Annotated in this window: 18 protein-coding genes and 3 pseudogenes; 15 read left to right on the top strand and 6 right to left on the bottom strand. The window is 52.2% G+C overall.

Annotated elements, in window-relative coordinates:
- Nucleotides 1-506: 506 nt before the first annotated feature.
- The 6 genes and pseudogenes from dppA (at nucleotide 507) to FDX11_RS19040 (ending at nucleotide 7579) form a co-directional block, all read left to right on the top strand.
- Nucleotides 507-2114 carry a dipeptide ABC transporter periplasmic-binding protein DppA gene (dppA, locus tag FDX11_RS19010; RefSeq protein ID WP_038635147.1) on the top strand — a complete coding sequence of 536 codons (1608 nt, stop codon included), beginning with the start codon at nucleotides 507-509 and terminating at the stop codon, nucleotides 2112-2114.
- 166 nt (nucleotides 2115-2280) lie between these two features.
- Nucleotides 2281-3300: a dipeptide ABC transporter permease DppB gene (gene dppB / locus FDX11_RS19020; RefSeq protein WP_032940634.1), complete on the top strand. Its 1020-nt coding sequence runs from the start codon at nucleotides 2281-2283 to the stop codon at nucleotides 3298-3300.
- A 9-nt stretch (nucleotides 3301-3309) separates the two neighbouring features.
- Nucleotides 3310-4212 (top strand): dipeptide ABC transporter permease DppC, encoded by a 903-nt coding sequence (dppC, locus tag FDX11_RS19025; protein WP_042311715.1) that lies wholly within the window; start codon nucleotides 3310-3312, stop codon nucleotides 4210-4212.
- Between the two features lie 10 nt (nucleotides 4213-4222).
- Nucleotides 4223-5206, top strand: coding sequence for a dipeptide ABC transporter ATP-binding protein (gene dppD / locus FDX11_RS19030; protein ID WP_137398373.1), 984 nt, complete (start codon nucleotides 4223-4225; stop codon nucleotides 5204-5206).
- Nucleotides 5203-6207 carry a dipeptide ABC transporter ATP-binding subunit DppF gene (dppF, locus tag FDX11_RS19035; protein ID WP_042311718.1) on the top strand — a complete coding sequence of 335 codons (1005 nt, stop codon included), beginning with the start codon at nucleotides 5203-5205 and terminating at the stop codon, nucleotides 6205-6207. Before dppD ends, dppF begins: the two co-directional genes overlap by 4 nt.
- Before the next feature lie 176 nt (nucleotides 6208-6383).
- Nucleotides 6384-7579 (top strand): annotated as a pseudogene (locus tag FDX11_RS19040) (sigma-54 interaction domain-containing protein).
- A 13-nt stretch (nucleotides 7580-7592) separates the two neighbouring features.
- Here the strand turns inward: FDX11_RS19040 and FDX11_RS19045 are convergent.
- Nucleotides 7593-8879: pseudogene (locus tag FDX11_RS19045) on the bottom strand (aromatic amino acid transport family protein); the annotation flags it as partial.
- A 117-nt stretch (nucleotides 8880-8996) separates the two neighbouring features.
- Nucleotides 8997-10193: pseudogene (gene megL, locus FDX11_RS19050) on the bottom strand (methionine gamma-lyase).
- Between the two features lie 105 nt (nucleotides 10194-10298).
- Between megL and FDX11_RS19055 the strand changes: the two are divergent.
- The 5 genes from FDX11_RS19055 to FDX11_RS19075 all read left to right on the top strand — a co-directional run bounded on the left by FDX11_RS19055 (nucleotide 10299) and on the right by FDX11_RS19075 (nucleotide 16117).
- Nucleotides 10299-10532, top strand: a complete 234-nt coding sequence (locus tag FDX11_RS19055; protein WP_137365837.1) for a hypothetical protein — start codon at nucleotides 10299-10301, stop codon at nucleotides 10530-10532.
- Between the two features lie 85 nt (nucleotides 10533-10617).
- On the top strand, nucleotides 10618-10725 hold the full coding sequence (locus FDX11_RS19060; RefSeq protein WP_042311730.1) for a type I toxin-antitoxin system toxin Ldr family protein: 108 nt from the start codon (nucleotides 10618-10620) through the stop codon (nucleotides 10723-10725).
- 225 nt (nucleotides 10726-10950) lie between these two features.
- The gene (gene hmsP / locus FDX11_RS19065) at nucleotides 10951-12957 is read left to right on the top strand and encodes a biofilm formation regulator HmsP (RefSeq protein ID WP_072014793.1); all 2007 of its coding nucleotides are present in this window, start codon (nucleotides 10951-10953) and stop codon (nucleotides 12955-12957) included.
- Nucleotides 12958-13114: 157 nt separating this feature from the next.
- Nucleotides 13115-14401: a C4-dicarboxylate transporter DctC gene (gene dctA / locus FDX11_RS19070; protein ID WP_006687518.1), complete on the top strand. Its 1287-nt coding sequence runs from the start codon at nucleotides 13115-13117 to the stop codon at nucleotides 14399-14401.
- Between the two features lie 222 nt (nucleotides 14402-14623).
- The gene (locus FDX11_RS19075) at nucleotides 14624-16117 is read left to right on the top strand and encodes a pitrilysin family protein (RefSeq protein ID WP_137349098.1); all 1494 of its coding nucleotides are present in this window, start codon (nucleotides 14624-14626) and stop codon (nucleotides 16115-16117) included.
- 92 nt (nucleotides 16118-16209) lie between these two features.
- Here the strand turns inward: FDX11_RS19075 and FDX11_RS19080 are convergent, their stop codons facing one another.
- Complete coding sequence (locus tag FDX11_RS19080; RefSeq protein WP_137398374.1) at nucleotides 16210-17139, bottom strand: sugar kinase; 930 nt, start codon at nucleotides 17137-17139, stop codon at nucleotides 16210-16212.
- Between the two features lie 229 nt (nucleotides 17140-17368).
- Between FDX11_RS19080 and pdeH the strand changes: the two genes are divergently transcribed.
- Together pdeH and FDX11_RS19090 are read left to right on the top strand one after the other, a co-directional pair.
- Nucleotides 17369-18136: a cyclic-guanylate-specific phosphodiesterase gene (pdeH, locus tag FDX11_RS19085; RefSeq protein ID WP_061380956.1), complete on the top strand. Its 768-nt coding sequence runs from the start codon at nucleotides 17369-17371 to the stop codon at nucleotides 18134-18136.
- Between the two features lie 77 nt (nucleotides 18137-18213).
- Nucleotides 18214-20274, top strand: coding sequence for an AsmA family protein (locus FDX11_RS19090; RefSeq protein ID WP_137398375.1), 2061 nt, complete (start codon nucleotides 18214-18216; stop codon nucleotides 20272-20274).
- 43 nt (nucleotides 20275-20317) lie between these two features.
- On the opposite strand, the gene FDX11_RS19095 is transcribed toward FDX11_RS19090, so the two are convergent.
- The 3 genes from FDX11_RS19095 to FDX11_RS19105 all read right to left on the bottom strand — a co-directional run bounded on the left by FDX11_RS19095 (nucleotide 20318) and on the right by FDX11_RS19105 (nucleotide 23963).
- Nucleotides 20318-21640 (bottom strand): MFS transporter, encoded by a 1323-nt coding sequence (locus FDX11_RS19095; protein ID WP_042311748.1) that lies wholly within the window; start codon nucleotides 21638-21640, stop codon nucleotides 20318-20320.
- 350 nt (nucleotides 21641-21990) lie between these two features.
- Nucleotides 21991-23016, bottom strand: a complete 1026-nt coding sequence (gene yhjD / locus FDX11_RS19100; protein ID WP_137398376.1) for an inner membrane protein YhjD — start codon at nucleotides 23014-23016, stop codon at nucleotides 21991-21993.
- Nucleotides 23017-23063: 47 nt separating this feature from the next.
- On the bottom strand, nucleotides 23064-23963 hold the full coding sequence (locus FDX11_RS19105) for a LysR family transcriptional regulator (RefSeq protein WP_079225853.1): 900 nt from the start codon (nucleotides 23961-23963) through the stop codon (nucleotides 23064-23066).
- 119 nt (nucleotides 23964-24082) lie between these two features.
- On the opposite strand from FDX11_RS19105, the gene FDX11_RS19110 reads away from it, so the two are divergent.
- Together FDX11_RS19110 and FDX11_RS19115 are read left to right on the top strand one after the other, a co-directional pair.
- Nucleotides 24083-24841 (top strand): SDR family NAD(P)-dependent oxidoreductase, encoded by a 759-nt coding sequence (locus FDX11_RS19110; RefSeq protein WP_061380957.1) that lies wholly within the window; start codon nucleotides 24083-24085, stop codon nucleotides 24839-24841.
- A 364-nt stretch (nucleotides 24842-25205) separates the two neighbouring features.
- A complete protein-coding gene (locus FDX11_RS19115) occupies nucleotides 25206-25808 on the top strand; it encodes a response regulator transcription factor (RefSeq protein ID WP_042311756.1) in 603 nt (200 codons plus the stop codon).
- Nucleotides 25809-25821 lie beyond the last annotated feature (13 nt).

Genomic DNA, 25821 nt, shown 5'->3' on the forward strand with positions numbered 1-25821 from the left:
TGACATATTCCATTGCCTTTTTTTATATTTGCATGAAACTTTTTTTGCGCTACTTATGGCTGAACCTGGCATTTTCCGCTGTGCGTTTTAACGTTCATGGTATTAATCGCTCAGATATGCAGCATTAATTTAGAAAGTTTTAAGAATTTGCATAAATGTTAATCACCAAATGTTGCGAAATATTAAGAAGTTTATTCTGGCACAGAGCGCGTAGCACAAATTTCCCTGCTGAAAATAGCCGTCTGCACTTTTTTTAATCTTTGTTTGTCAATTCTCACCGTTGGTGTAAATCACGGTTACCTGTATTGACGTTTTCACATTCTGTTGACAGATTGTAGGGCATGAGGGGCATTTCATGGAGAATCCGCACTGCAACTCAGTCGCTTATGTGAACGGAATCCCCATCCTCTTAACGCCGACCCGGCCGGGTAAAAAACAAAAAAGGCCAGGCGGTGCAAACCCACTGCAAAGGGTAAAACAACAAACATCACATTTGGAGCAGAAGAATGAGTATTTCCTTGAAGAAGTCAGGGATGCTGAAGCTTGGTCTGAGCCTGGTGGCCATGACCGTCGCAGCAAGCGTACAGGCTAAAACTCTGGTTTATTGTTCAGAAGGATCTCCTGAAGGCTTTAACCCACAGCTTTTCACCTCTGGCACCACCTATGATGCCAGCTCCGTACCGATTTATAACCGCCTGGTTGAATTCAAAATCGGTACCACCGAAGTGATCCCGGGCCTTGCTGAGAAGTGGGAAATCAGCGAAGACGGTAAAACCTACACCTTCCACCTGCGCCAGGGCGTGAAGTGGCAGGACAACAAAGATTTCAAACCGACGCGCGATTTTAACGCCGATGACGTGGTGTTCTCGTTCGATCGTCAGAAAAATGCCCAGAACCCGTACCACAAAGTCTCTGGCGGCAGTTATGAATACTTCGAAGGGATGGGTCTGCCAGATCTGATCTCCGAAGTGAAAAAAGTGGACGATAAAACCGTTCAGTTCGTGCTGACGCGTCCGGAAGCACCGTTCCTGGCCGATCTGGCGATGGACTTTGCTTCTATTCTTTCTAAAGAATACGCGGACAACATGCTGAAAGCCGGTTCCCCGGAGAAAGTAGACCTCAACCCAATTGGTACCGGTCCGTTCCAGCTGCAGCAATACCAGAAAGACTCCCGTATTCTGTATAAAGCTTTCCCTGGCTACTGGGGTACTAAGCCGCAGATCGACCGTCTGGTCTTCTCTATTACGCCTGACGCTTCCGTGCGTTACGCCAAACTGCAGAAGAACGAATGCCAGGTGATGCCGTATCCGAACCCGGCAGACATCGCGCGCATGAAGCAGGATAAAAACATCAACCTGATGGAGCAGGCTGGTCTGAACGTGGGCTACCTCTCTTACAACACCGAGAAGAAACCGTTTGATGACGTTAAAGTTCGTCAGGCACTGACTTACGCGGTAAACAAAGAAGCGATCATCAAAGCCGTTTACCAGGGCGCTGGCGTAGCTGCGAAGAACCTGATCCCGCCGACTATGTGGGGTTATAACGATGACATTAAAGACTACAGTTACGATCCTGAGAAAGCGAAAGCGCTGCTGAAAGAAGCCGGTCAGGACAAGGGCTTTACCGTTGAACTGTGGGCAATGCCGGTACAGCGTCCGTACAACCCGAACGCGCGCCGTATGGCGGAGATGGTTCAGGCTGACTGGGCGAAAATTGGCGTTCAGGCCAAGATTGTGACCTACGAGTGGGGCGAGTATCTGAAACGCGCCAAAGCGGGTGAGCATCAGGCCGTCATGATGGGCTGGACCGGTGACAACGGGGATCCGGATAACTTCTTCGCCACCCTGTTCAGCTGTGCGGCAGCGAAAGACGGTTCAAACTACTCTCGCTGGTGCTACAAGCCGTTTGAAGACTTGATCCAGCCAGCGCGTGCCACCGACGATCACAACAAGCGTATCGAACTGTACAAACAAGCTCAGGTTGTTATGCACGATCAGGCTCCGGCTCTGATTGTTGCTCACTCCACCGTGTACGAGCCAGTGCGTAAAGAAGTTAAAGGCTATGTGGTTGATCCATTAGGCAAACATCACTTCGAAAACGTCTCTGTCGAATAATTAAAAGCAATCAAGGAAGCGCTGCGCCCCGGTGTTGTGTAGGCCGGATAAGCGCAGCGCCATCCGGCGTAATGCTTTACCCGCGATGCAGTTTGCGTGGGATAAGATTTGTGAGCAATACAGACTCACGGTTCCAGGCCGTGCGTCATTAGAGAGAATCCGGGTTATGTTGCAGTTCATTCTCCGACGTTTGGGACTCGTCATCCCCACGTTTATCGGTATCACTCTTCTCACTTTTGCCTTCGTCCATATGATCCCCGGCGATCCGGTAATGATCATGGCGGGTGAGCGTGGGATCTCCCCTGAGCGTCATGCTCAACTGCTGGCCGAACTTGGTTTGGATAAACCGATGTGGCAGCAGTACCTCCATTATATCTGGGGGGTTATGCATGGTGATTTAGGTATCTCGCTGAAAAGTCGTTTACCTGTGTGGGATGAGTTCGTGCCTCGTTTTAAAGCCACGCTGGAACTTGGTGTCTGCGCGATGATTTTCGCCGTCGCAGTGGGTATTCCGGTGGGTGTGCTTGCCGCCGTTAAGCGCGGTTCCATTTTCGATCACACCGCCGTTGGACTGGCGCTGACCGGTTACTCGATGCCGATTTTCTGGTGGGGCATGATGCTGATCATGCTGGTTTCCGTGCAGTTGAACCTGACGCCGGTTTCCGGCCGGGTGAGCGACATGGTATTCCTTGATGATTCCAACCCGCTGACCGGTTTTATGCTGATTGACACCGCTATCTGGGGTGAAGAGGGTAACTTTATTGATGCGCTGGCGCATATGATCCTGCCCGCGATGGTGCTGGGTACCATTCCTCTGGCGGTAATTGTGCGTATGACTCGTTCATCAATGCTGGAAGTACTGGGTGAAGATTACATTCGTACCGCCCGTGCCAAAGGCCTGACCCGTATGCGGGTCATCATCATTCACGCTTTGCGTAACGCCATGCTGCCCGTTGTCACCGTTATCGGCCTACAGGTTGGTACATTGCTGGCCGGGGCGATCCTGACCGAGACTATTTTCTCATGGCCTGGGCTGGGACGCTGGTTGATCGATGCGTTACAGCGCCGCGATTATCCTGTGGTACAGGGCGGGGTGCTACTGGTCGCGACGATGATTATTCTCGTCAACCTGCTGGTAGACCTGCTGTACGGCGTGGTGAACCCGCGTATTCGTCATAAGAAGTAAGGGGCCATCATGTCACAGGTTACTGAAAATAAAGTTATTGCCGCACCGGTGCCGATGACCCCGATGCAGGAGTTCTGGCACTATTTCAAGCGCAATAAAGGCGCGGTTGTCGGGCTGGTTTATGTTGTCATCATGATTCTGATTGCGGTCTTTGCGAATGTTCTCGCCCCGTATAATCCGGCTGAGCAGTTCCGTGATGCGCTGCTGGCACCGCCTGCGTGGCAGGAAGGCGGCACGATGGCGCACCTGTTTGGTACTGACGATGTGGGCCGCGATGTGCTCTCGCGTCTGATGTACGGCGCGCGTCTGTCGCTGCTGGTCGGCTGTCTGGTCGTGGTTCTCTCCCTGCTGATGGGGGTCATTCTCGGGCTGATCGCCGGCTACTTTGGCGGGATTATCGATAACGTTATCATGCGCGTGGTCGATATCATGCTGGCGCTGCCGAGCCTGTTACTGGCGCTGGTGCTAGTGGCGGTATTTGGCCCCTCGATTGGCAACGCCGCGCTGGCGCTGACGTTCGTGGCGTTACCGCACTATGTGCGCCTGACACGCGCCGCCGTACTGGTGGAAGTCAACCGCGACTACGTTACCGCTTCGCGCGTGGCGGGAGCCGGTGCGATGCGCCAAATGTTCGTCAATATTCTGCCTAACTGTCTTGCGCCGCTGATTGTTCAGGCATCGCTTGGTTTCTCTAACGCTATTCTCGATATGGCTGCCCTCGGCTTTCTGGGGATGGGCGCACAGCCGCCTACGCCGGAATGGGGCACCATGCTCTCTGACGTTCTGCAGTTTGCCCAAAGCGCCTGGTGGGTCGTGACCTTCCCGGGGCTGGCGATCCTGCTGACGGTGCTGGCATTTAACCTGATGGGTGACGGTCTGCGTGACGCGCTCGATCCCAAACTGAAGCAGTAAGAGGTTCGAGATGGCGTTATTAAATGTAGATAAATTATCGGTGCACTTCGGCGACGTAGGCTCCGAATTCCGCGCCGTAGACCGCATTAGCTACAGTGTGAACCAGGGTGAAGTGGTTGGCATTGTGGGAGAGTCCGGCTCTGGTAAGTCTGTCAGTTCGCTGGCGATTATGGGGTTGATTGACTACCCTGGCCGTGTGATGGCCGAAAATCTGGAGTTTAACGGTCGTGACCTGAAGCGCATCTCTGAGAAAGAGCGTCGCCAGCTTGTGGGCGCGGAAGTGGCGATGATTTTCCAGGATCCGATGACCAGCCTTAACCCGTGCTACACCGTCGGCTATCAGATTATGGAAGCCATCAAGGTGCATCAGAGCGGCAATAAAAAAACGCGCGTTCAGCGGGCGATTGACCTGCTGACGCTGGTGGGGATCCCCGATCCGGCTTCGCGTCTGGATGTGTATCCGCACCAGTTGTCCGGTGGGATGAGCCAGCGCGTGATGATCGCGATGGCGATTGCCTGTCGTCCGAAGTTGCTGATTGCCGACGAACCGACGACGGCGCTGGACGTGACCATTCAGGCGCAGATCATCGAGCTGCTGCTGGAGTTGCAGCAAAAAGAGAATATGGCGCTGGTTTTGATTACCCACGACCTGGCGCTGGTGGCAGAAGCGGCGCACAAAATCATCGTGATGTACGCCGGGCAAGTCGTAGAAACCGGCGCTGCACAGGATATTTTCCGCGCGCCGCGTCATCCGTATACCCAGGCATTGCTACGCGCGTTGCCAGAGTTTGCGCAGGATAAAGCGCGTCTGGCCTCGTTACCGGGTGTGGTCCCAGGTAAATATGACCGACCGACGGGCTGTTTGCTGAACCCGCGCTGTCCGTATGCAACCGACAAATGCCGCGCTGAAGAACCTGAACTGAATCTGCTGGAAGGCGGTCGTCAGTCGAAATGCCACTACCCACTTGATGATGCCGGGAGGCCCACACTATGAGTACGCATGAGGCCACCTTGCAACAGCCGCTGTTGCAGGCTATCGATCTGAAAAAGCACTACCCGGTGAAAAAGGGCATGTTCGCCCCGGAACGCCTGGTAAAAGCGCTGGACGGTGTCTCCTTTACCCTCGAGCGCGGTAAAACGCTGGCGGTGGTAGGTGAGTCCGGCTGTGGAAAATCCACGCTTGGCCGCCTGTTGACGATGATTGAAGTGCCGACCGGCGGTGAGCTGTATTACCAGGGGCAGGATCTGCTCAAGCACGACCCGCATGCGCAGAAGTTGCGTCGGCAGAAAATCCAGATTGTGTTCCAGAACCCGTACGGTTCTCTGAATCCGCGTAAGAAAGTGGGGCAGATTCTGGAAGAGCCGTTGCTGATCAACTCCACGCTTAGCAAAGAGCAGCGGCGTGAAAAAGCGCTGGCGATGATGGCGAAAGTCGGGCTGAAAACGGAGCACTACGATCGTTACCCGCATATGTTCTCCGGCGGCCAGCGTCAGCGTATCGCGATTGCCCGTGGTCTGATGCTGGACCCGGACGTGGTGATTGCCGACGAACCGGTCTCGGCGCTCGACGTTTCGGTTCGTGCGCAGGTACTGAATCTGATGATGGATTTACAACAGGATCTTGGACTGTCCTACGTTTTTATCTCGCACGACCTGTCGGTGGTGGAGCACATTGCCGATGAAGTGATGGTGATGTATTTAGGCCGCTGCGTGGAAAAAGGGACCAAGGATCAGATCTTCAATAATCCGCGTCATCCGTATACCCAGGCGCTACTCTCTGCCACGCCACGTCTGAACCCGGACGACCGCCGCGAGCGTATCAAACTGACCGGCGAGCTGCCGAGCCCGCTGAATCCGCCGCCGGGCTGTGCGTTCAATGCTCGTTGCCGCCGCCGCTTTGGTCCGTGTACCCAGCTTCAGCCGCAGTTGAAAGACTATGGCGGTCAGCTGGTGGCCTGTTTCGCCGTTGACCAGGATGAAAACCAACAGCGATAAACGTGGGTTATGACCTAATAACCGGAGCCTTGTGCTCCGGTTTTTTTATATTTTGTTTTTACGTCCACAATGTGAGTCCTCTGGCAGAACATTATTCCACAGCGTCTAAAATGTAGTCAGATTCCCTTTTGTCACAGAAATAGCGATTTCGCAGTTGCTAACGATCAGGAGCAAATGTGGTCACGATACGCTGGGATATTAAAACAATTGATCGTCTGTCGATGGTTGAGGATGTCCTGAAGGAGTTTTCCTGCTGTGATATCAATATCATCTCCATGAAAGTCACGCCGGGACGGATCCTGATTAAATCCTGGTGCCGCCAGTTACAGGATATTTCCTGCGTGCAATCCTGTTTAAGCCAGCGCGCCGATATTATTAACGTCGCTTACCTGTGTGAAGAGATAAGCGAACTGTCAACGTCCGAGCCGGAACGCCCGCGCTATTTCTCTGACATTATTTGCAGTAGCCAGAGCATGCGCTTGCTTATCGAAAAGGCGATCAGAATTGCCGACAGCAAATATACCGTTCTGATCCGCGGTGACACGGGAACCGGCAAGGAGTTACTGGCCCGGGCTATCCATAATTCCGGGCAGCGGCGGTTTTATCCGTTTATTCCGGTCAACTGCTCTGCATTACCTGAGTCGTTGATGGAGAGTGAATTCTTCGGCTATGAGAAAGGGGCCTTTAGCGGCGCAGATTGTAAAGGCAAAAAAGGGCTGTTTGAAATGGCTGATAAAGGCACCCTATTTCTCGATGAGTTTGGTGAAATGTCGCTGAGCTTACAGGCTAAATTACTGCGTGTGCTTCAGGATGGTGGGATCCGTCGCGTTGGCGGGGCACAAATTATACCGGTTAATGTACGTATTATTGTGGCGACCAACGCCAATCTGGAAGAGATGGTGGAACAACGTCTGCTGCGTGCCGATCTCTATTATCGCATCAACGTACTTTCACTCACCATTCCTCCTTTAAGGGAGCGTCCGCAGGATATCACTCTGCTTATTCGCCACTTTGTGCAGAAGTACGCGAAGGAATTTCAGCGCCGGATAATCCTGGATAAAGCCTGTTTTGCGGCCTTGCACCATCACGCCTGGCCGGGAAACGTTCGTGAACTGGAAAATACCATTATTCGTCTGATGCTGATGGCGGAATCGGATGTCATTACCCTCTGGGAATGGTGAATTTACCCGCGGTTGAGCAAGCCCCAACGGAACGCCCTTTTAAAGAACAGGTTCTTAGTGCTGAGCGTCAGCTCATCGAACAAATGGTCGAAGATAATGTGTCGTCGCGGCATATCGCTAAAGCGTTGGGGGTGTCGCATACGACGGTGTTGAATAAAATTCGCAGCTATCAGTTGGAGAGTGTGAGTTAAGCGCCGCCAGTGGCTTCAATAATGGCGACAGGCATAGCAGAATTCCGTACAGCAGGATCAGCCAGGTTTTAACGCCGCGCAATTTCTCCAGTTGCGTTACTTTATAGATCAGGAAAAAAGGAATAATACACGACACAATCCCGTACAGTGGGCTACCCAACTGGAAGAAAACCAGTACCGATACGCGGAACGACACCCAAATAACCAGGGTGATCACAATAAATGTGCAAATACCCAGCGTAAGCACTAACGGATTAATTTTCTCAACGTCAATGACACGACTCAGGACGTTAAGAATAATACCCTTAATCGCCTCATGGAACCCCAGGTAAATACCAAAAAACGCCGTTAATACGGCGAAGATATTCAGTACCGTTGAGGTGATATGAATAATTTGTCCTGGAATAACCTGCGCTGCCAACGCCAGGGCGGAAATATTTTGTTCAAAGGCCGAAACGGCCTCTTCATGGCTAATCGAAAAGGTAAAAGAGAAGGAGAAAAACAGAATAACCGCAATCAGCGTAATGTAACTGATGCGATGCGTGCGTATCGCCATGCGCGTCGCCAGTACCCGGTCAGCCACCCGTTTGCGATAAGCGATGTTCATTGGGTTTAATACCTGTATAAACACCGCAGAGAAGAAGCAGAACGGGATGGTCAACAGCACGTTGCGAAAGAAAACCGAGGCTTCAGGAAATGCGCTGATATTGCTAAAGTTCCAGTGCGGGACCATCGCAAAACCAAACACGATGATGATCCCCACTTTTACTACTACCATCGGACCGGAGATTTTGAACAGCAGCTTTTCTCCCCCGGAAGCAATGGCGACCAGCACGGCAAAAATGGCAACTTTGTAGATTATTGACTGCGAAAGGTCGGCCTCGGTCAAGCGAAAGGTTTTGATATAAGAGGCACTGTCAAATACTACGGATAAGGAATAAATAAATATACCGTGAATAATCATCAGGAAGTAAATGACGCCAAGAAATACGCCCCAGTTTCTCCCCAAATAATGACTTATAATATCGGTATAGTCATTACAGGTTTCACTTTCTGATAATGTTTTTAAATAAATGTCCTGCACAATATAGGTTGCGGGATAAGCAATAATAAAGGCGACAATAAATACCCAAATACCAGTTAAGCCAATTTGTACCGGCATCAGTACCGTTCCGGCGCCAATTGCCATGCCGATACAGAGTAATACCCAGCCAAAATCGTATTTCGTGAACGGTATTTTTTTTGAGATTGGTACGGCGGTTGCTGTATTGTTGCTTAATTGTAATGTGTTGTCCTGCATAGAACCCCCTGCCCAAAATACACGCTCTCCCCGGAAAAGGATTGCGCGTATAGCCAGACTGTTGTGCCTTGATTCCCAACAGCCTGAACCGATCGGCGTCGGCTCAGGCTGTAGTGGTCAGAATGTTGCCTTTCTGATGGCGTGTTCAAGGTCATTAATAATATCTTCTGGATCTTCAAGACCCACAGAAAGACGGATAAGCCCGTCGGTAATACCTGCTTTAAGCCGTTCCTCTGGCGCAACGGGCGAATGTGTCATAGACGCTGGGTGCTGAATGAGGGTTTCGGTATCACCGAGACTGACCGCGAGGAGGCACAATTCTACAGAATTGATCATCCGTCTGCCAGCCTCGAGGCCGCCGGCGATTTCGAAGCTAATAATTCCTCCTGGCAGACTCATCTGCCGTTGGCCCAGCTCATACTGCGGATGTGAAGAGAGGCCGGGATAATAAACGTGGGTGATGGACGGATGTCCTTCCAGGAAGCGGGCGATTTTCATCGCATTTTCGCAGTGACGTTCCATTCGAATGCCCAGTGTTTTAACGCCGCGCAGCGTCAACTAGGCGTTGAACGGACTCATGCAGCCGCCGGTGATATCTTTCAACCCAACAAACCGCGCCTGGTCGATAAACTCCTGCTTGCCGACGATAATGCCGCCAATCACATCCCCGTGACCGTTGATATATTTGGTGACGCTGTGCACCACGATGTCTGCGCCCAGTTGCAAAGGCTGCTGACAGTACGGCGACATAAAGGTGTTATCCACCACCAACACTGCGCCTTGCTGATGGGCAATACCGGCCACCGTTTCAATATCAACCAATGAGAGCGTCGGGTTGGCGGGCGTTTCGATATACACCACTTTGGTTTCCGGGCGCATGGCGGCGCGAATTTCTTCAGGATTCGCCGCATCGACAAAGCTGACGTTAATCCCGAACTTCGGCATGCTGTGTGACAGAAACGCGTGGGTGCAGCCGTAAATTGCGCTGGCGGAAACGATATGGTCACCCTGCTGGCACAATGTCAGCAGCGTTGTGGTGATGGCAGAAATACCGGACGCGGTTGCCAGCCCGGCTTCACCTCTTTCCAGTACCGCCAGCTTTTTCTCCAGCGCATCGGTGGTGGGGTTACCCAAACGAGTATAAATGTACCCGGACTCCTCCAGCGCAAACCGTGCGGCACCTTGTTCGGCGCTGTCAAACACAAACGTTGAAGTCTGGAAAATAGGCGTACTGAGCGCGCCAGTTGAAGGGTCGGGTTGTTGCCCCGCGTGAACGATCTGGGTGTTGAATCCGTAAGTACGACAGTCAGACATGATATCTCCTTTAATTCGGAACAGAACAGCTCACACTCAAATAGCAATCGCTGTGCCAGAAATTGAATTAATAGATATCAACGAGTTATGTATTTACCTGGGTTGATGGTCGGCAGGAATGTTGCCAACTGGCAAGAATCTTTCCAGCGTCCTGGCGAGAAACGGGTGAAATGCGAGGCGCTACGCAAAGCGGAATATTGCGCGGTGATATGGCGAATGGGCTGCCGTAGAATCAGCGGCAAGCTGGGAATTCCCGGTGAGGCGCAATGTTGCGGGGGCTTGATCCCCGGCGGCATCGGTTGCTGGAAAGAGAAAACCCCCGCACGTTGTTCGGTATAAACCTGGCAACAAAACGGGGGCTAACTTGACTCCAGACAAGTTAAGAATAGCCGCGAACAGTTGCCATTGCAACACAGGCGGCTATATGACGCTCGCACAGTTAGGCGTGGCCTTCTGGCACGATTTAGCGGCTCCAATCATCGCTGGTATTATTGCCAGCCTGATTCTGAGCTGGCTGCGTAACAGGAAGTAATGCTCTTAGTGGGCGTCTGCCTGCCGTGATGGCAACATGCGCCCGAACCAGGCCGCAGGGGTGACCTTGCGGCCTTTTTCGGCTTAAATGCAGATAAATCTCGTCGTCAGGTGCCTATCCTGTCGCGATAATGCACGCTGGGAAGTTTTCAGATACCGTCTCTCTTAATACCGCTACGATCGGGTATACTCTGACGGCAGTTTCGTCTATCCGTGGAGAGTCAGTTTGCGTGTCAGTCGCTCGTTAACAATTAAGCAGATGGCAATGGTCGCGGCCGTTGTCATGGTGTTTGTTTTCATTTTTTGCACCGTTTTGTTGTTCCATCTGGTACAGCAGAACCGCTATAACACGGCTACACAACTGGAAAGTATCGCTCGCTCCGTCCGTGAACCTCTTTCCGACACTATCCTGAAAGGGGATATTCCCGAAGCGGAAGCCGTTCTACGCAGTATTCGGCCAGCAGGCGTGGTCAGCCGCGCTGATGTGGTGCTCCCCAATCAGTTTCAGGCGCTGCGGATGAGCTTTATTCCCGAACGCCCGGTTCCCGTTACGGTGACCCGCCTGTTTGAGCTGCCGGTGCAAATTTCGCTGCCGGTCTATTCACTTGAGCGTTCAGCGAACCCACAACCGCTGGCGTATCTGGTGCTACAGGCGGATTCGTACCGCATGTACAAGTTTGTGATGAGCACTCTCTCAACGTTAGTGACCATTTACTTACTTTTATCGTTAATACTCACGGTAGCCATCTCATGGTGTATTAACCGTTTGATTGTGCATCCATTACGCAAAATCGCTCGTGAGTTGAACGACATTCAACAGCAGGACCTGATTGGCTATCAACTGGCATTACCACGTCTGCATCAGGATGATGAGATTGGTATGCTGGTGCGTAGCTACAACCTCAATCAGCAGCTCATCAAACGCCATAGCGAAGAGCAAAGCGACCATTCGATGCGCTTCCCGGTTTCAGAATTGCCCAACAAATCGTTTTTAATGGGATTGCTGGAGCAGGTAGTGACGCGTCAGCAAACGACGGCGCTGATGATTGTCACCTGTGAAACCCTGCGTGATACCGCGGGCGTGTTAACCGAAACTCAGCGAGAAATCCTGCTGCTCACGCTGGTCGAAAAACTGAAATCCGTATTGGCTCCCAGAATGGTGCTTACCCAGGTGAGCGGCTATGACTTTGCCATCATCGCGCATGGTGTAAAAGAGCCCTGGCATGCCATTACACTAGGTCAGCAAGTACTCACTATCGTTAATGAGCGGTTACCGATTCAGGGCATTCAACTACGTCCGAACTGCAACATTGGGGTGGCGATGTTTTATGGTGATTTAACCGCAGAGCAACTCTATCGCCGCGCCCTGTCCGCCGTGTTAACGTCGCGTCATAAAGGTAAAAACCAAATTCAGTTCTTTGATCCGTTGCAAATGGAAGAGGCGCAGCAGCGTTTAACCCAAGAGAACGATATTTTAACTGCTATGGATAACCAGCAATTTGCGCTCTGGATGCAGCCCCAGGTAGAGATGTCCAGCGGCAAGGTATTGAGTGCAGAAGCATTATTGCGGATGCAGCAGCCGGACGGTAGCTGGGAGCTTCCGGAAGGGTTAATCGACAGAATTGAGTCTTGTGGTCTGATGGTGACAGTCGGTTATTGGGTGCTGGAAGAAACATGCCGCCAGCTGTCAGCCTGGCAAGAACGCGGTCTGATGCTGCCGCTCTCGGTGAATTTATCCGCTCTCCAGTTGATGCACCCAAGTATGGTGTCTGATCTGCTGGAGTTGTTGACGCGCTATCGCATTAAGCCTGGCACATTGATTCTGGAAGTGACTGAAAGTCGGCATATTGACGATCCCCACGCCGCAGTGACCATTTTGCGACCGCTGCGCAACGCGGGCGTGCGCATCGCGCTGGACGACTTTGGCATGGGGTATGCGGGTCTGCGACAGCTACAGCATATGAAGTCGCTACCGGTGGATGTACTCAAAATCGATAAGATGTTTGTCGATGGTGTGCCCGAAGATTGCAGCATGATCTCCGCTATCATTCAGTTGGCACACAGCCTCAATTTGCAGATGATCGCCGAAGGCGTTGAAACGGAAGCGCAACGCGAATGGTTATCACAAGCCGGGGTGGAAGTGGCGCAAGGCTTCCTGTTTGCCCGACCCGTTCCGGCAAATATCTTTGAAGAACGTTACCTGGCACCGGAAAGCGCTGATTACAAAAGTTAAAAAAGGTCTCGCTTGTGCGAGCCAGCTCAAAATTTTTAACATTTTTGTATCAATTATGATCCAGGTGCATTTCTGTCATGTTGAGTGGGTGTTACTTTAAGGCCGCAGGTTAAACAAAACCTTACAAGACCTGTGGTTTTTACTTTAAGGACACCCTATGAAGACCTCTATATTCAAAAGCCTTTACTTTCAGGTCCTGACAGCAATTGCCATTGGTATTCTCCTTGGCCATTACTACCCTGAATTAGGCGCCCAAATGAAGCCGCTTGGTGATGCTTTCGTTAAGCTCATCAAGATGGTCATCGCACCTGTCATCTTCTGTACTGTCGTGACCGGCATTGCAGGTATGGAAAGTATGAAAGCAGTAGGCCGCACCGGTGCGGTTGCACTGCTCTATTTTGAAATTGTCAGTACGATTGCGCTGATCATCGGCCTCATCATCGTCAACGTGGTGCAACCTGGTGCCGGGATGAACGTCGATCCGGCAACGCTGGATGCCAAAGCGGTAGCGATTTACGCCGAACAGGCAAAAGACCAGGGGATCGTAGGTTTCCTGATGGACATTATCCCTGCGAGCGTCATTGGCGCGTTTGCCAGCGGTAACATCCTGCAGGTATTGCTGTTTGCGGTAATGTTTGGTTTTGCTCTGCATCGTCTGGGCAGCAAAGGCCAGATGATCTTCAACGTAATTGAAAGCTTCTCGCAGGTTATTTTCGGCATCATCAATATGATCATGCGCCTGGCGCCGATCGGTGCTTTCGGTGCCATGGCCTTTACCATCGGTAAATATGGCGTCGGAACGCTGGTGCAACTGGGGCAGCTGATAATCTGCTTCTACATCACCTGTATTCTGTTTGTGGTTCTTGTACTGGGCTCCATTGCTCGCGCGACTGGCTTTAGCATCTTCAAATTCATCCGCTATATCCGTGAAGAGTTGCTGATCGTACTGGGTACGTCTTCATCTGAATCCGCACTGCCGCGTATGCTCGATAAAATGGAGAAACTGGGCTGTCGGAAGTCGGTTGTCGGGTTGGTTATACCCACGGGGTACTCGTTTAACCTTGATGGAACATCAATCTATCTGACGATGGCGGCAGTATTTATCGCTCAGGCCACCAACAGTCACATGGATATCTTCCATCAGATAACCCTGCTGGTGGTGCTCCTGCTCTCCTCGAAAGGCGCAGCGGGTGTGACCGGGAGTGGCTTCATTGTTCTGGCCGCGACTATTTCTGCGGTGGGGCATTTACCGGTCGCTGGCCTGGCGCTGATTCTCGGTATTGACCGCTTTATGTCTGAAGCCCGTGCGCTGACCAACCTGATTGGTAACGGTGTTGCTACTGTAGTGGTCGCTAAATGGGTGAAAGAATTGGATACCAAAAAGCTGGATGACACGCTGAATAATCGTGCGCCGGATGGCAAAACGCACGATTTATCCTCTTAATCTCGTCACTTATGCCCGTAGTCCCTTCCAGGACTGCGGGTGTTTGCGCATAATTACCCCCTGTGCCTGAAACCGTCGATTCGGCGGCGTCGGGATTTTTTCACTTCCTCCGTGACATTTTCATGTTCTTGCGGTCTAACACGAAGTGTTTTTAACGTCATATTCAGAGAGCCCTTTCGCGGGCTGTCTTTTTATTACCAGGATAGTTGATCAGGGGTTCACATGCAGGGCACAAAAATTCGACTTTTAGCGGGCGGCTTGCTGATGATGGCTACTGCCGGCTATGTGCAGGCAGATGCGCTCCAGCCTGACCCGGCGTGGCAACAGGGCACGCTGGCAAATGGTTTGCAGTGGCAAGTGTTAGCCACTCCCCAGCGCCCCAGCGACCGTATTGAGGTTCGCCTGCTGGTCAATACCGGTTCACTCACCGAAAGTACGCAACAGAGTGGTTTCAGCCATGCGATCCCGCGTATCGCGCTGACGCAAAGCGGTGGCCTCGATGCCACGCAAGCCCGTTCATTATGGCAGCAGGGGTTCGATCCTAAACGCCCCATGCCGCCCGTTATCGTTTCCTATGATTCCACGCTATATAACCTCAGTCTGCCTAACAGCCGTAACGATCTGCTGAAAGAGTCACTTTCTTACCTGGCGAATATTTCCGGCAATCTGAGCATCACTCCTGAAACGATCAACCACGCGCTGAGTAGCGAAGATATGGTCGCAACCTGGCCGTCCGATACCAAAGAGGGGTGGTGGCGCTACCGTCTGAAGGGCTCAACCCTGTTGGGGCACGATCCAGCCGATCCGCTGAAAACGCCTGTCGACGCCACGAAAATCCAGTCCTTCTACCAGAAATGGTATACCCCGGACGCGATGACGCTGATTATCGTTGGTAATGTAGATGCGCGCAGCGTAGCTGAGCAAATCAACAAAACCTTTGGCGAGTTAAAAGGAAAACGCGAAACACCTGCGCCGGTGCCGACGCTTTCGCCGCTGCGTGCTGAAGCCGTGAGCATTATGACCGATGCGGTACGCCAGGATCGCCTTTCCATCATGTGGGACACGCCGTGGCAGCCAATCCGTGAATCCGCCGCGCTGTTACGCTACTGGCGAGCTGATTTAGCCCGTGAAGCGCTGTTCTGGCATATTCAGCAGGAACTGACCAAAAACAATGCCAAAGATATCGGCCTTGGATTTGATTGTCGGGTCCTGTTCCTGCGTGCCCAGTGCGCTATCAACGTGGAATCGCCGAACGGTAAGCTGAATGCGAACCTCGGTACGGTTGCGCGTGAGCTGGCGAAAGTGCGTGATAAGGGCCTGCCGGAAGAAGAGTTCAATGCGCTGGTGGCGCAAAAAAATCTGGAACTGCAGAAACTGTTTGCCACCTATGGCCGTACCGATACCGACATTTTGATCAGCCAGCGTTTGCGCTCGCTGCAAAATCAGGTGGTGGATATCGCGCCTGAACAGTATCAGCGTTTACGCCAGAGCTTCCTCAACAGTCTGAACGTTGAGATGCTGAATCAGGATCTGCGCCAGCAACTGTCGCAAGATATGGCGTTAATTCTGCTGCAGCCGAAGGGGGAGCCTGAATTCAATATGAAGGAACTGCAGGCGACGTGGGATAGCATTATGGCACCCGTTACCGCAGCGGCAACGCCGGTAGAAACGGATGAGTCACATTCTGAAGTGACGGATATCCCGCCGGTACAGTAACCTCCAGGCCGGATAAGGCGGTTACGCCGCCATCCGGCCTTGGGTGGATTGGCCGGGGGCGCTTCGCTTGCCCGGCCTAAAAGAACAGCACGTTATTGCGGCATAGCGTCGCGTGGGATAATCGCCCCGCGATGCTGAATCACCGTGCTTGCCGTCAGGTGACCACGTTTTGCGGCATCGGCGGCATTGCCACCGGTCAGACGTACCGCCAGATACCCGGCGCTGAAGGAGTCTCCCGCTGCGGTGGTATCAATCACTTTCTCTTTCGGTAATTTAACGGCCGGGACGTCGATCAGCGTTTCACCCTCGATAGAAACCAGACAAGAGTCTGCGCCGCGCTTCACCACGACTTCCTGAACGCCAGCCGCGTGAGTACGGGCAATCACCTCGGCTACAGGTTTTTCACCCCACAATGCGTCTTCATCATCCAGCGTCAGGAACGCGATATTGGTGCATTCCAGCATCTGCTGATAAACCTGCTGCGTTTCTTCTTTGCTGCTCCACAGGCGTGGGCGGTAGTTATTGTCAAAAATGACTTTTCCACCGTTAGCGCGGCATTCACGCAGTAACGTCAGCAGTTTGTCACGGCTGGCCGGGCTTAGAATCGCCAGGCTGATTCCGCTCAGATACAGATAGTCAAATGTCGCCAGCTCTTCGCAAATCGCGGCGGACTGTTCGCTCTCCAGCCAGAATTTTGCGGCAGCTTCATTACGCCAGTAGTAGAAGGTGCGCTCGCCGGTGCTGTCGGTCTCAATGTAGTAGAGTCCCGGAAGGCGGTTTTCCATACGCTGGGTTAATGAGGTATCAACATTTTCACTCTGCCAGGAGTCCAGCATTTGTTGGCTGAAACTGTCAGTACCCAGTGCAGTCACATAGTGTACGGAAAGTGCCGCCGCATCGACCTGGCGGGCGATATAAACGGATGTATTCAACGTGTCGCCACCGAATCCGCGCTGAACGTCAGCGCCTTTCTGTGACAGCTCAATCATGCATTCGCCAATCACGGCAATCTTTCTGGACATAGTCGTAACCTGCTCTGAAAAAAATTAGCGTTAGTGTGCGCTGTGGGTGTTAAGTGGTCAACTATATTAAAACAACGTTCCATTATTTTTTTGAGCCAGCACGTGTTCTGCGCTGTTTTTGCCGCTTAGTTTTTATTTTGCCTGCGGCGGAACGTAAAGTTCTGCGCCCGAGCGCCGATAACCTTTGACGAGTCCGGTCAGTCACACTCTTATTTACAGGACATCTTTGATGATAAAGCAGGTTACCCAGCAGCTCATTACGCCCGATGCGAGTATCGAAAGCTTGCAGGCGAGACGCTATTGGCTGCAGTGCGAGCGTGCTTACACCTATCAGCCGATTTACCAGACCGACGGACGGCTGATGGCCGTTGAACTGCTGACCGTCGTGACCCATCCTGATAATCCTGCCCAACGTATTGCGCCAGATCGCTATTTTGCTGAAGTGGCCGTCCGACACCGTATAGAGGTCGTGAAAGAGCAGCTCCTGCAGCTTGAGCTGAAAAAGGACTTTTTCAGAGCCAATAACCTGCTGGCTTCAGTGAATGTCGATGGCCCAACGCTGATTGCGATGCGCCAGGATCCTGAAATCCTGAAAATCATCGAATGCCTGCCGTGGCTGCGTTTTGAGCTGGTGGAGCATATCCGCCTGCCGAAGGGGTCGTCGTTCGCCTCAATGTGCGAGTTTGGTCCACTCTGGCTGGATGACTTTGGTACTGGAATGGCGAACTTCTCGGCCCTGAGCGAAGTGAGTTACGACTATATTAAAGTGGCGCGGGATCTGTTTGTCATGCTGCGCCAGACGCCGGAAGGCCGCAATCTCTTCACGCTGTTGTTACAGCTGATGAACCGCTATTGCCGCGGGGTGATTGTTGAAGGTGTTGAAACACTTGAAGAGTGGCGTGATGTGCAAAACTCACCGGCTTTCGCGGCGCAAGGCTATTTTCTTTCTCGTCCAGTACCTCTGGACACCCTCGAAGAGGTGATCCTGTCGCTTTGATTCGGATGTAACGTCCCTCATTTTGCCCTGCTGGACTATCTTTAGGACAGGCAAGGAAGGAAGTGAGGACGCTAACTATGACAAAAGCAGGCAAAATAACCGTATCAATATCAGGGGTTTTCTTGTTGTTGATCGTCGTATTCATCATTGTGATTGCGACATTTGACTGGAACCGGCTCAAACCGACCATCAACCAGAAAGTCTCTACAGAACTCAACCGGCCCTTCGCCATACGGGGCGATCTGGGGGTGGTTTGGGAGCGCCAGAAGCAGGAAACCGGCTGGCGTAGCTGGGTTCCGTGGCCGCACGTTCATGCCGAGGATATTATCCTTGGCAACCCGCCGGAGATTCCCGACGTCACCATGGTGCATCTTCCCCGCGTGGAAGCCACGCTCGCGCCACTGGCATTACTGACAAAAACCGTCTGGCTACCGTGGGTCAAGCTGGTAAAGCCTGATGCGCGCCTTATTCGCCTGTCGGAGAAAAACAATAACTGGACCTTTACCCTCGCAGAAGACGAAAACCGCGATCCTAATGCGCCGCCATCCGCGTGGTCGTTCCGGCTGGATAATATTCTCTTCGATCAAGGACGCATCGCTATTAACGATAAGGTGACCCGCTCGGAGCTTGAGATCCTGGTCGATCCGCTGGGTAAACCGTTGCCCTTTAGCGAAGTGACCGGCGCAAAGGGTAAAGAGAGCAACGCCCGCGTCGAGGACTACGTATTTGGTTTGCAGGCCAAAGGACGCTATAACGACGAACCGCTAAGCGGTAGCGGAAAAATAGGCGGGATGCTGGCGCTGAGGGGCGAAGGAACCCCTTTCCCGGTGCAGGCTGATTTCCGTTCGGGCAATACGCGGGTAGCATTTACCGGTACGGTAAATGACCCGATGAATATGGGCGGCGTGGATCTGCGGCTTAAATTCTCGGGTGATTCGCTAGGGGATTTGTACGATTTGACGGGGGTGCTGCTCCCGGATACGCCGCCATTTGAAACCGACGGGCGTCTGGTGGCGAAAATCGATCCGGAAAAATCCTCTGTTTTTGATTACCGCGATTTTAATGGTCGCATTGGCGACAGCGATATTCATGGAACGCTAACTTATACGACCGGTAAGCCGCGTCCGAAACTGGAAGGGGACGTCGAATCACGCCAGCTGAGACTGGCTGATTTGGGACCGCTGATTGGTGTGGATTCGGGTAAAGGCGCGGAAAAGGCCAAACAATCTGAACAGCGCAAAGGTGAGAAGAGCGTCCAGCCTGCCGATAAAGTCTTACCGTATGACCGCTTCGAAACTGACAAATGGAATGTGATGGATGCTGACGTACGTTTCAAAGGTCGACGCATTGAGCACGGCAGCAGCCTACCGATTAGCGATCTCTCCACCCATATCATCCTGAAAAATGCCGACCTGCGCCTGCAGCCGCTGAAATTTGGCCTGGCGGGAGGCAGCATTGTTTCCAGAATCCATCTGGAAGGGGATAAAAAGCCGATGCGCGGGCAGGCGGACATTCAGGCTCGCCGCCTGAAACTAAAAGAGCTCATGCCGGATGTAGAACTGATGCAGAAAACGCTCGGTGAAATGAACGGTGACGCTAAATTTAGCGGCAGTGGAAACTCGGTGGCCGCGCTGTTGGGGAACAGCAATGGCAACCTGAAGCTGCTGATGAACGATGGCTTAATCAGCCGGAATCTGATGGAAATTGTGGGGTTAAATCTGGGTAACTATCTTGTTGGTCAGATATTTGGTGACGACGAAGTTCGCGTAAACTGCGCGGCGGCGAATCTGGATATCGTTAACGGCGTGGCGCGTCCGCAGATCTTTGCTTTTGATACGGAAAATGCGGTGATCAATGTGACCGGGACCGCGAGTTTTGCGTCTGAGCAACTGGATTTAACCATCGATCCGGAGAGCAAAGGTATTCGTATTATTACGCTGCGTTCGCCGCTGTATGTTCGCGGGACCTTCAAGAACCCGCAGGCAGGCGTAAAAGCTGGGCCATTGATTGCGCGTGGTGCGGTTGCCGCCGCATTAGCCACGTTAGTCACCCCAGCGGCGGCACTGTTGGCGCTGATTTCCCCTTCCGAAGGTGAAACCAATCAGTGCCGGACGATACTGTCGCAAATGAAGAAATGATGTCAGGCCGGATGCGGTGTTTACGCCGCATCCGGCAAAAGAATCACAATGATTGATGACGGGTCTCATGGGTTAACAGCAGCGCGATCAATGTTAACGCCGCCATCGACGCCAGATACGTTCCTACCGCTGCCAGACCGTAGTTCGCCTGCAGCCATGCGGCAATATAAGGGGCAACGGAAGCGCCAAGAATCGACGAAACGTTATACGAGAATGAGGCGCCCGTGTAGCGAACCTCGGTTGGGAACAGCTCCGGCAGCAATGCGCCCATTGGACCAAATGTCAGTCCCATCAGACTTAAACCCAGCAGCAGGAAAGCGAACACCAGTGCCGGATTGCCTGAGCCGAGCAGCGGTTTAAAGGCAAACAGCGCAAACAGAATGATAAGCGTGGTGATGATGAGCATGCTTTTGCGGCGACCAAATGCGTCGGCCAGCAGCCCCGCTACAGGCACCATAACGCCAAAGCCAATTACCGCCATCATCAGCATCCACAACACTTCATTACGCGGCAGGCCAAGCCCTACAGGCGCAGCGGCTGTACTGAACGTCATTGAATAGACGGTCATGATATAGAACAGCGTATAGGTCGCCAGCATGATGAACGTACCGAGGATCGTTACGCGAACATGTTTTGTCAGTAAGGTACCCAGCGGGATTTTCACCTGTTTTTTCGCCGCAGCCACTTTGGCGAAGACCGGGGACTCATGCAATGAAACGCGAACGTACAGGCCGATGATCACCAGTACCGCAGAGAAGATGAACGGTACGCGCCAGCCCCAGCTCATAAACTGTTCATCGGTCAGCAGCCAGGAAAGCATCAGGAAGGTGCCGTTGGCGAAGAAAAAGCCGATAGGCGCGCCCAGTTGCGGGAATGACCCGTACAGTGCGCGTTTACGCGGCGGCGCGTTTTCCGTTGCCAGCAACGCCGCGCCGCCCCACTCACCGCCCAGACCTAAGCCCTGACCAAAACGAGCGAGCGCCAGCAGCAACGGGGCGAAAATGCCGATAGTTTCATAGCCCGGCAGCAGGCCAATGACAACCGTTGAAATCCCCATGGTAAGCAGTGAAGCAACCAGCGTGACTTTACGGCCTACGCGATCGCCGAAATGGCCGAACACTGCGGAGCCGATTGGCCGGGCCACAAAAGCGATAGCGAAGGTGGCGAGGGACTGCAGCGTAGCCGCGGTCGGATCTCCCTGCGGGAAGAAAATATGGGGGAACACGATCACCGCGGCGGTCGCGTAGATATAGAAGTCGAAGAACTCAATGGCGGTACCAATGAGCGAGGCGACGACGACTTTATTGCGCGAGTTGACCGGGGTGTGTTCCTGTTCGTTGTCGAGTGTTGTGGCTGTTGCTTGCATAATATTTTCTTATTTTTGGCCGGACGAAAGGCCATATTACGCACAGCAAAAGCGATATTTCAATCTGTAACAAACCCTGTAATTGATCAAAAAGCGAGCAAAAAGGGAATAATATTTATGCTGGAGATTTCACTTCCATGAAATGCTTCACATAATTTAAAACTTAGATGATAAAACTGGTTTTTGGTTAAATAAAAGTTACGGGTTGGATTTATTCACTAAATCAGTAAGAGCGGGCGGCATTATAATTGCCGGATGGCGCTGCGCTTATCCGGGCTACAAAATTCACCCGTAGGCCGGATAAGACGCGTGCGTCGCCATCCGGCAATTCACAACTAATCCGGCAGTGGCTATTGAGTTTTCCCCGGCATCCGCGGGTCATCTTTGTATTCCGCCGTGGCTATCCAGGCGGCGCAAAACAGCGTCAGACGAGCGAAGAAGTAGAAGAACGCCATCAGTCCAAGTACGGAACCAAACGCCGCGCCTGACGGCGATTGCACCAATGATGGCAGCGTGTAGGTCATGATCATTTTGATAACTTCAAACCCCAGCGCCGCGATAAACGTACCGCGAATAAGTGCTTTCCTACGTGGTCGGTGACGTGGCAGTCGCCAGAAAATCCAGAAGAAAAGTAAATAGTTGGCGAAAATAGAGATGGTCAGGCCGATCAGGCGCCAGGCGGGCTTCAGCCATTCGATGCCGTCGAGATACAGCGCAGAGATAATCATCTGCTGGGCGGAACCGGCGATAGAAGTAATGGACAGGGTGACAATCAGCGCAATCAGCAAACCAATCAATGAGACAAAATCACGCAGGTATTTTACCCAAATTTTTTCCTGATCCTGCGGCGTACGCTCCCAGACATCTCGCGACTGGGCACGAATCGCTTCTCTCAGATTGCCCATCCAGTTAATCCCGGAATAAAGGGCGATCCCAAGCCCGACCAGACCCACGGTGGTTCGCTGCTGAACGGCGGTGTTAATGGTGTTTTTCAGCGTGGAGGCGAGCGTCGGGTCGCTGACATTAAGCAGAATCTTGCCGAAGATATCCTGTAACAGCGTAGGGTGCGAGGCGAGAATAAAACCGGCGGCGGCAAATGACACCATCAGGATAGGGATCATCGACAGGAACGAGAAGTAGGTGATAGCGGCGCCAAACTGGTTTCCCATGCGGTCATTAAAACGCTCTGCGGCTCGAATCATATGGGCGATGACGGGCTGACGTTGAATTTTATCGGCGAGGGTCAGGGCTGTTTGCAATGCCTGGTTGGTTGTACCGTTGGTTTCTATTTTTTCACGCTCCTGGGTCTCAATTTTTGGGATCGGCGCGTGCTCAAGTTCCTGAATGGGGCGTTTTATCTCTTTTTCCTGCGTCATCAGGCCAGTATTCCTTGTTCTGTTCATTCTCAGGACAGTATAGCTTGTCAGTCAACATAGTCTTTCATTACGCCGGTCAGCCATTCCATAAACAGATGAACCCGGCGGGAGAGGTTGCGGCGATGCGGATACAACAGAGAAACCGGCATTGGCGCGGCACGATACTGCGGTAATACCTCGACCAGCGTACCGCTGCGCAGGGCGTCGCGTACGCCGACGCGTGGCACCTGAATAATGCCCAGGCCGGCAAGGCACGCGGCATGATAGGTTTCCGTGCTGTTCACCGTCAGCATGCCGCCGGTTTTAACCCATTGAGTACCGTTTTCTGTCGCCACTTCGAAACCTTGCGCACGGGTTCCCAGGTTCACTGAGTAATGCACCACCGCATGCGAGGCTAAATCTTCCAGGCTTTCCGGGTAGCCAAAGCGGGCCAGATATTTTGGGCTGGCGCAGTTAATCTGCGTGAGTTTCCCCAGCGGACGGGCAATCAGCCCTGAATCTTTCAGCGTACCGACGCGTACCACGCAGTCAAAACCTTCGCGGATCAAGTCCACCAGACGGTCGCTGCTGCTGAGTTCGAGTTCAAGTCCTGGATATTGATGCAAGAAGGCTGTCAGGCGGGGCATCACCAGATTTCTCGCAACGCCCACCGGCATATCCACGCGCAGCTTGCCGCTGATGCTGGCCGGATCGTGATGAAATAGGCCATCCAGTTCATCCAGATTACTTAACAGATCTTTCGCGCGTTCATAATAGATCATGCCGTCTTGTGTGAGCTGGACGCGTCGGGTGGTGCGGTGCAACAGCTGCGTGCCAAGATGATTTTCCAGGGCCTGGATTTGTCGCGATACGCTACCTTTAGGTAGTCCAAGGGTGTCCGCCGCACGCGAAAAACTCTCCAGTTCTGCGACGCGGATGAACAACTGCATTGCGTGAATTTTATCCATTCCCATACCCTATTGTTGTTCTGTACGAAACAGTAATGCGTAGTTGGCGGTATTTATTGTTTTTTTACCACCTAATAAGCTTTGTCTCAATCTTCACTACACAAGAAATGAGGTTTCTTATGACGCAACGTATCGCATTGGTGACCGGCGGCGGTCGTGGACTCGGTAAAAACGCCGCGCTTAAGCTGGCGGGCAAAGGAATTGGTATCATCCTGACGTGGAACAGCAATGAAAAAGAAGCGCAGCAGGTTGTGGATGAAATTCGCCAATCAGGCGGTAAAGCCGCGGCATTGCCGTTGAATGTCGGGGATATTTCAACATTCCCTCAGTTTATAAAACAGGTGCAGAAAACCTTACAGGCCCAGTGGCAAAGCGACACCTTTGATTATTTATTGAACAACGCCGGGGTTGGTATTAATGCGCCGTATCCGGCGTTCACCGAAGCGCAATTTGATCAACTTTTGAATATTCACTTTAAAGGTCCATTCTTCCTGACGCAGAATCTTTTACCGCTGATGAATCAAGGCGGCAGGATCCTCAATGTTTCAACCGGGCTCGCGCGCTTTGCATTGCCGGGTTACAGCGCATACGCGGCCATGAAAGGGGCGATGGAAGTGTTAACCCGTTATCAGGCAAAAGAGCTGGGAGAGCGCGGAATTACCGCCAATATTATTGCCCCCGGCGCGATAGAAACGGATTTTAGCGGTGGAAATGTGCGGGATAACGCGCAACTGAATGCGTACATTGCATCGCAAACTGCGTTGGGGCGCGTTGGTTTGCCGGATGATATCGGTGACGCGATTGCCGCATTGCTCAGCGATGAGCTGGCCTGGATGACGGCGCAGCGTATTGAGGTCTCCGGCGGGATGTTCCTGTAATCCATAGTGTCTTATTCAGCCAGATATTGGCTGAATAAGCATTTAATGCGATGTTGTATTTTGTAACACATTTGGCTGATAGTATGGATTCCTTATTTTTCGCCACAAATATAGACTGCGTTTAATTAATTTTAATTTGATGGATATAAACGTCAGAATATAAGAATTTACTTAATATGTGTCGCTGTTTTTGTTCCTTTGTGTGATTCTGTTGATTGAGCTGTAACTAATCATAATTTCTGCTTCTTTCTTCTGCGACTATCGGTAGAATAGCCCTCCGCCAAATGGTGACTTCTTATTTTACCCTATGGGTTATACTCTTCCGCGCGCTAAGGCTAATATCTTATTCAGACGGAGATAAATAATGCAGTTAATAATGTTTGACAGGCAGTCAATATTTATTCATGGAATGAATGTAAGTTTACAGCAACGTATTCCAGGAGTGAATGTTCAGGGTGTCAGTCAGGCAGATGATCTGTGGCAGAAACTGGAAGACAACCCTGATGCGCTGGTAATGCTGGATGGCGATCTTGATGCTGAGTTCTGCCGCAGCTTGCTACAACAGATCGCGCAGCGCTATGCGGCGGCAAAAGTGCTGGTAACAGTAACGGATTGCCGTAAAAGATGGCTACAGGAGGTCACGCAATTAAACGTGCTGGCCATTGTTCCACGTGACTCTGACGCGGAAACCTTCACACTGGCGCTCAATAGTGTCGCGATGGGCATGATGTTTATCCCCAGAGACTGTATTACAGCGACTGAGAGTAGCAGACAAAATATAAAATCGCTCAGTGCGCGTCAGCGGGAGATTCTGACGATGCTGGCCGCGGGCGAATCGAATAAACAAATTGGTCGACTGTTAAATATCAGTACCGGAACGGTAAAAGCCCATCTTGAATCGCTTTATCAGCGCCTGGAGGTAAAAAACCGTACCCAGGCGGCAATGATGTTAAACGACGCCATTTAATGGCCGCAAATTT

Origin of the sequence: Citrobacter sp. wls714 (assembly GCF_005281025.1) — a bacterium.
GTDB classification, from domain to species: Bacteria; Pseudomonadota; Gammaproteobacteria; order Enterobacterales; family Enterobacteriaceae; genus Citrobacter; species Citrobacter werkmanii.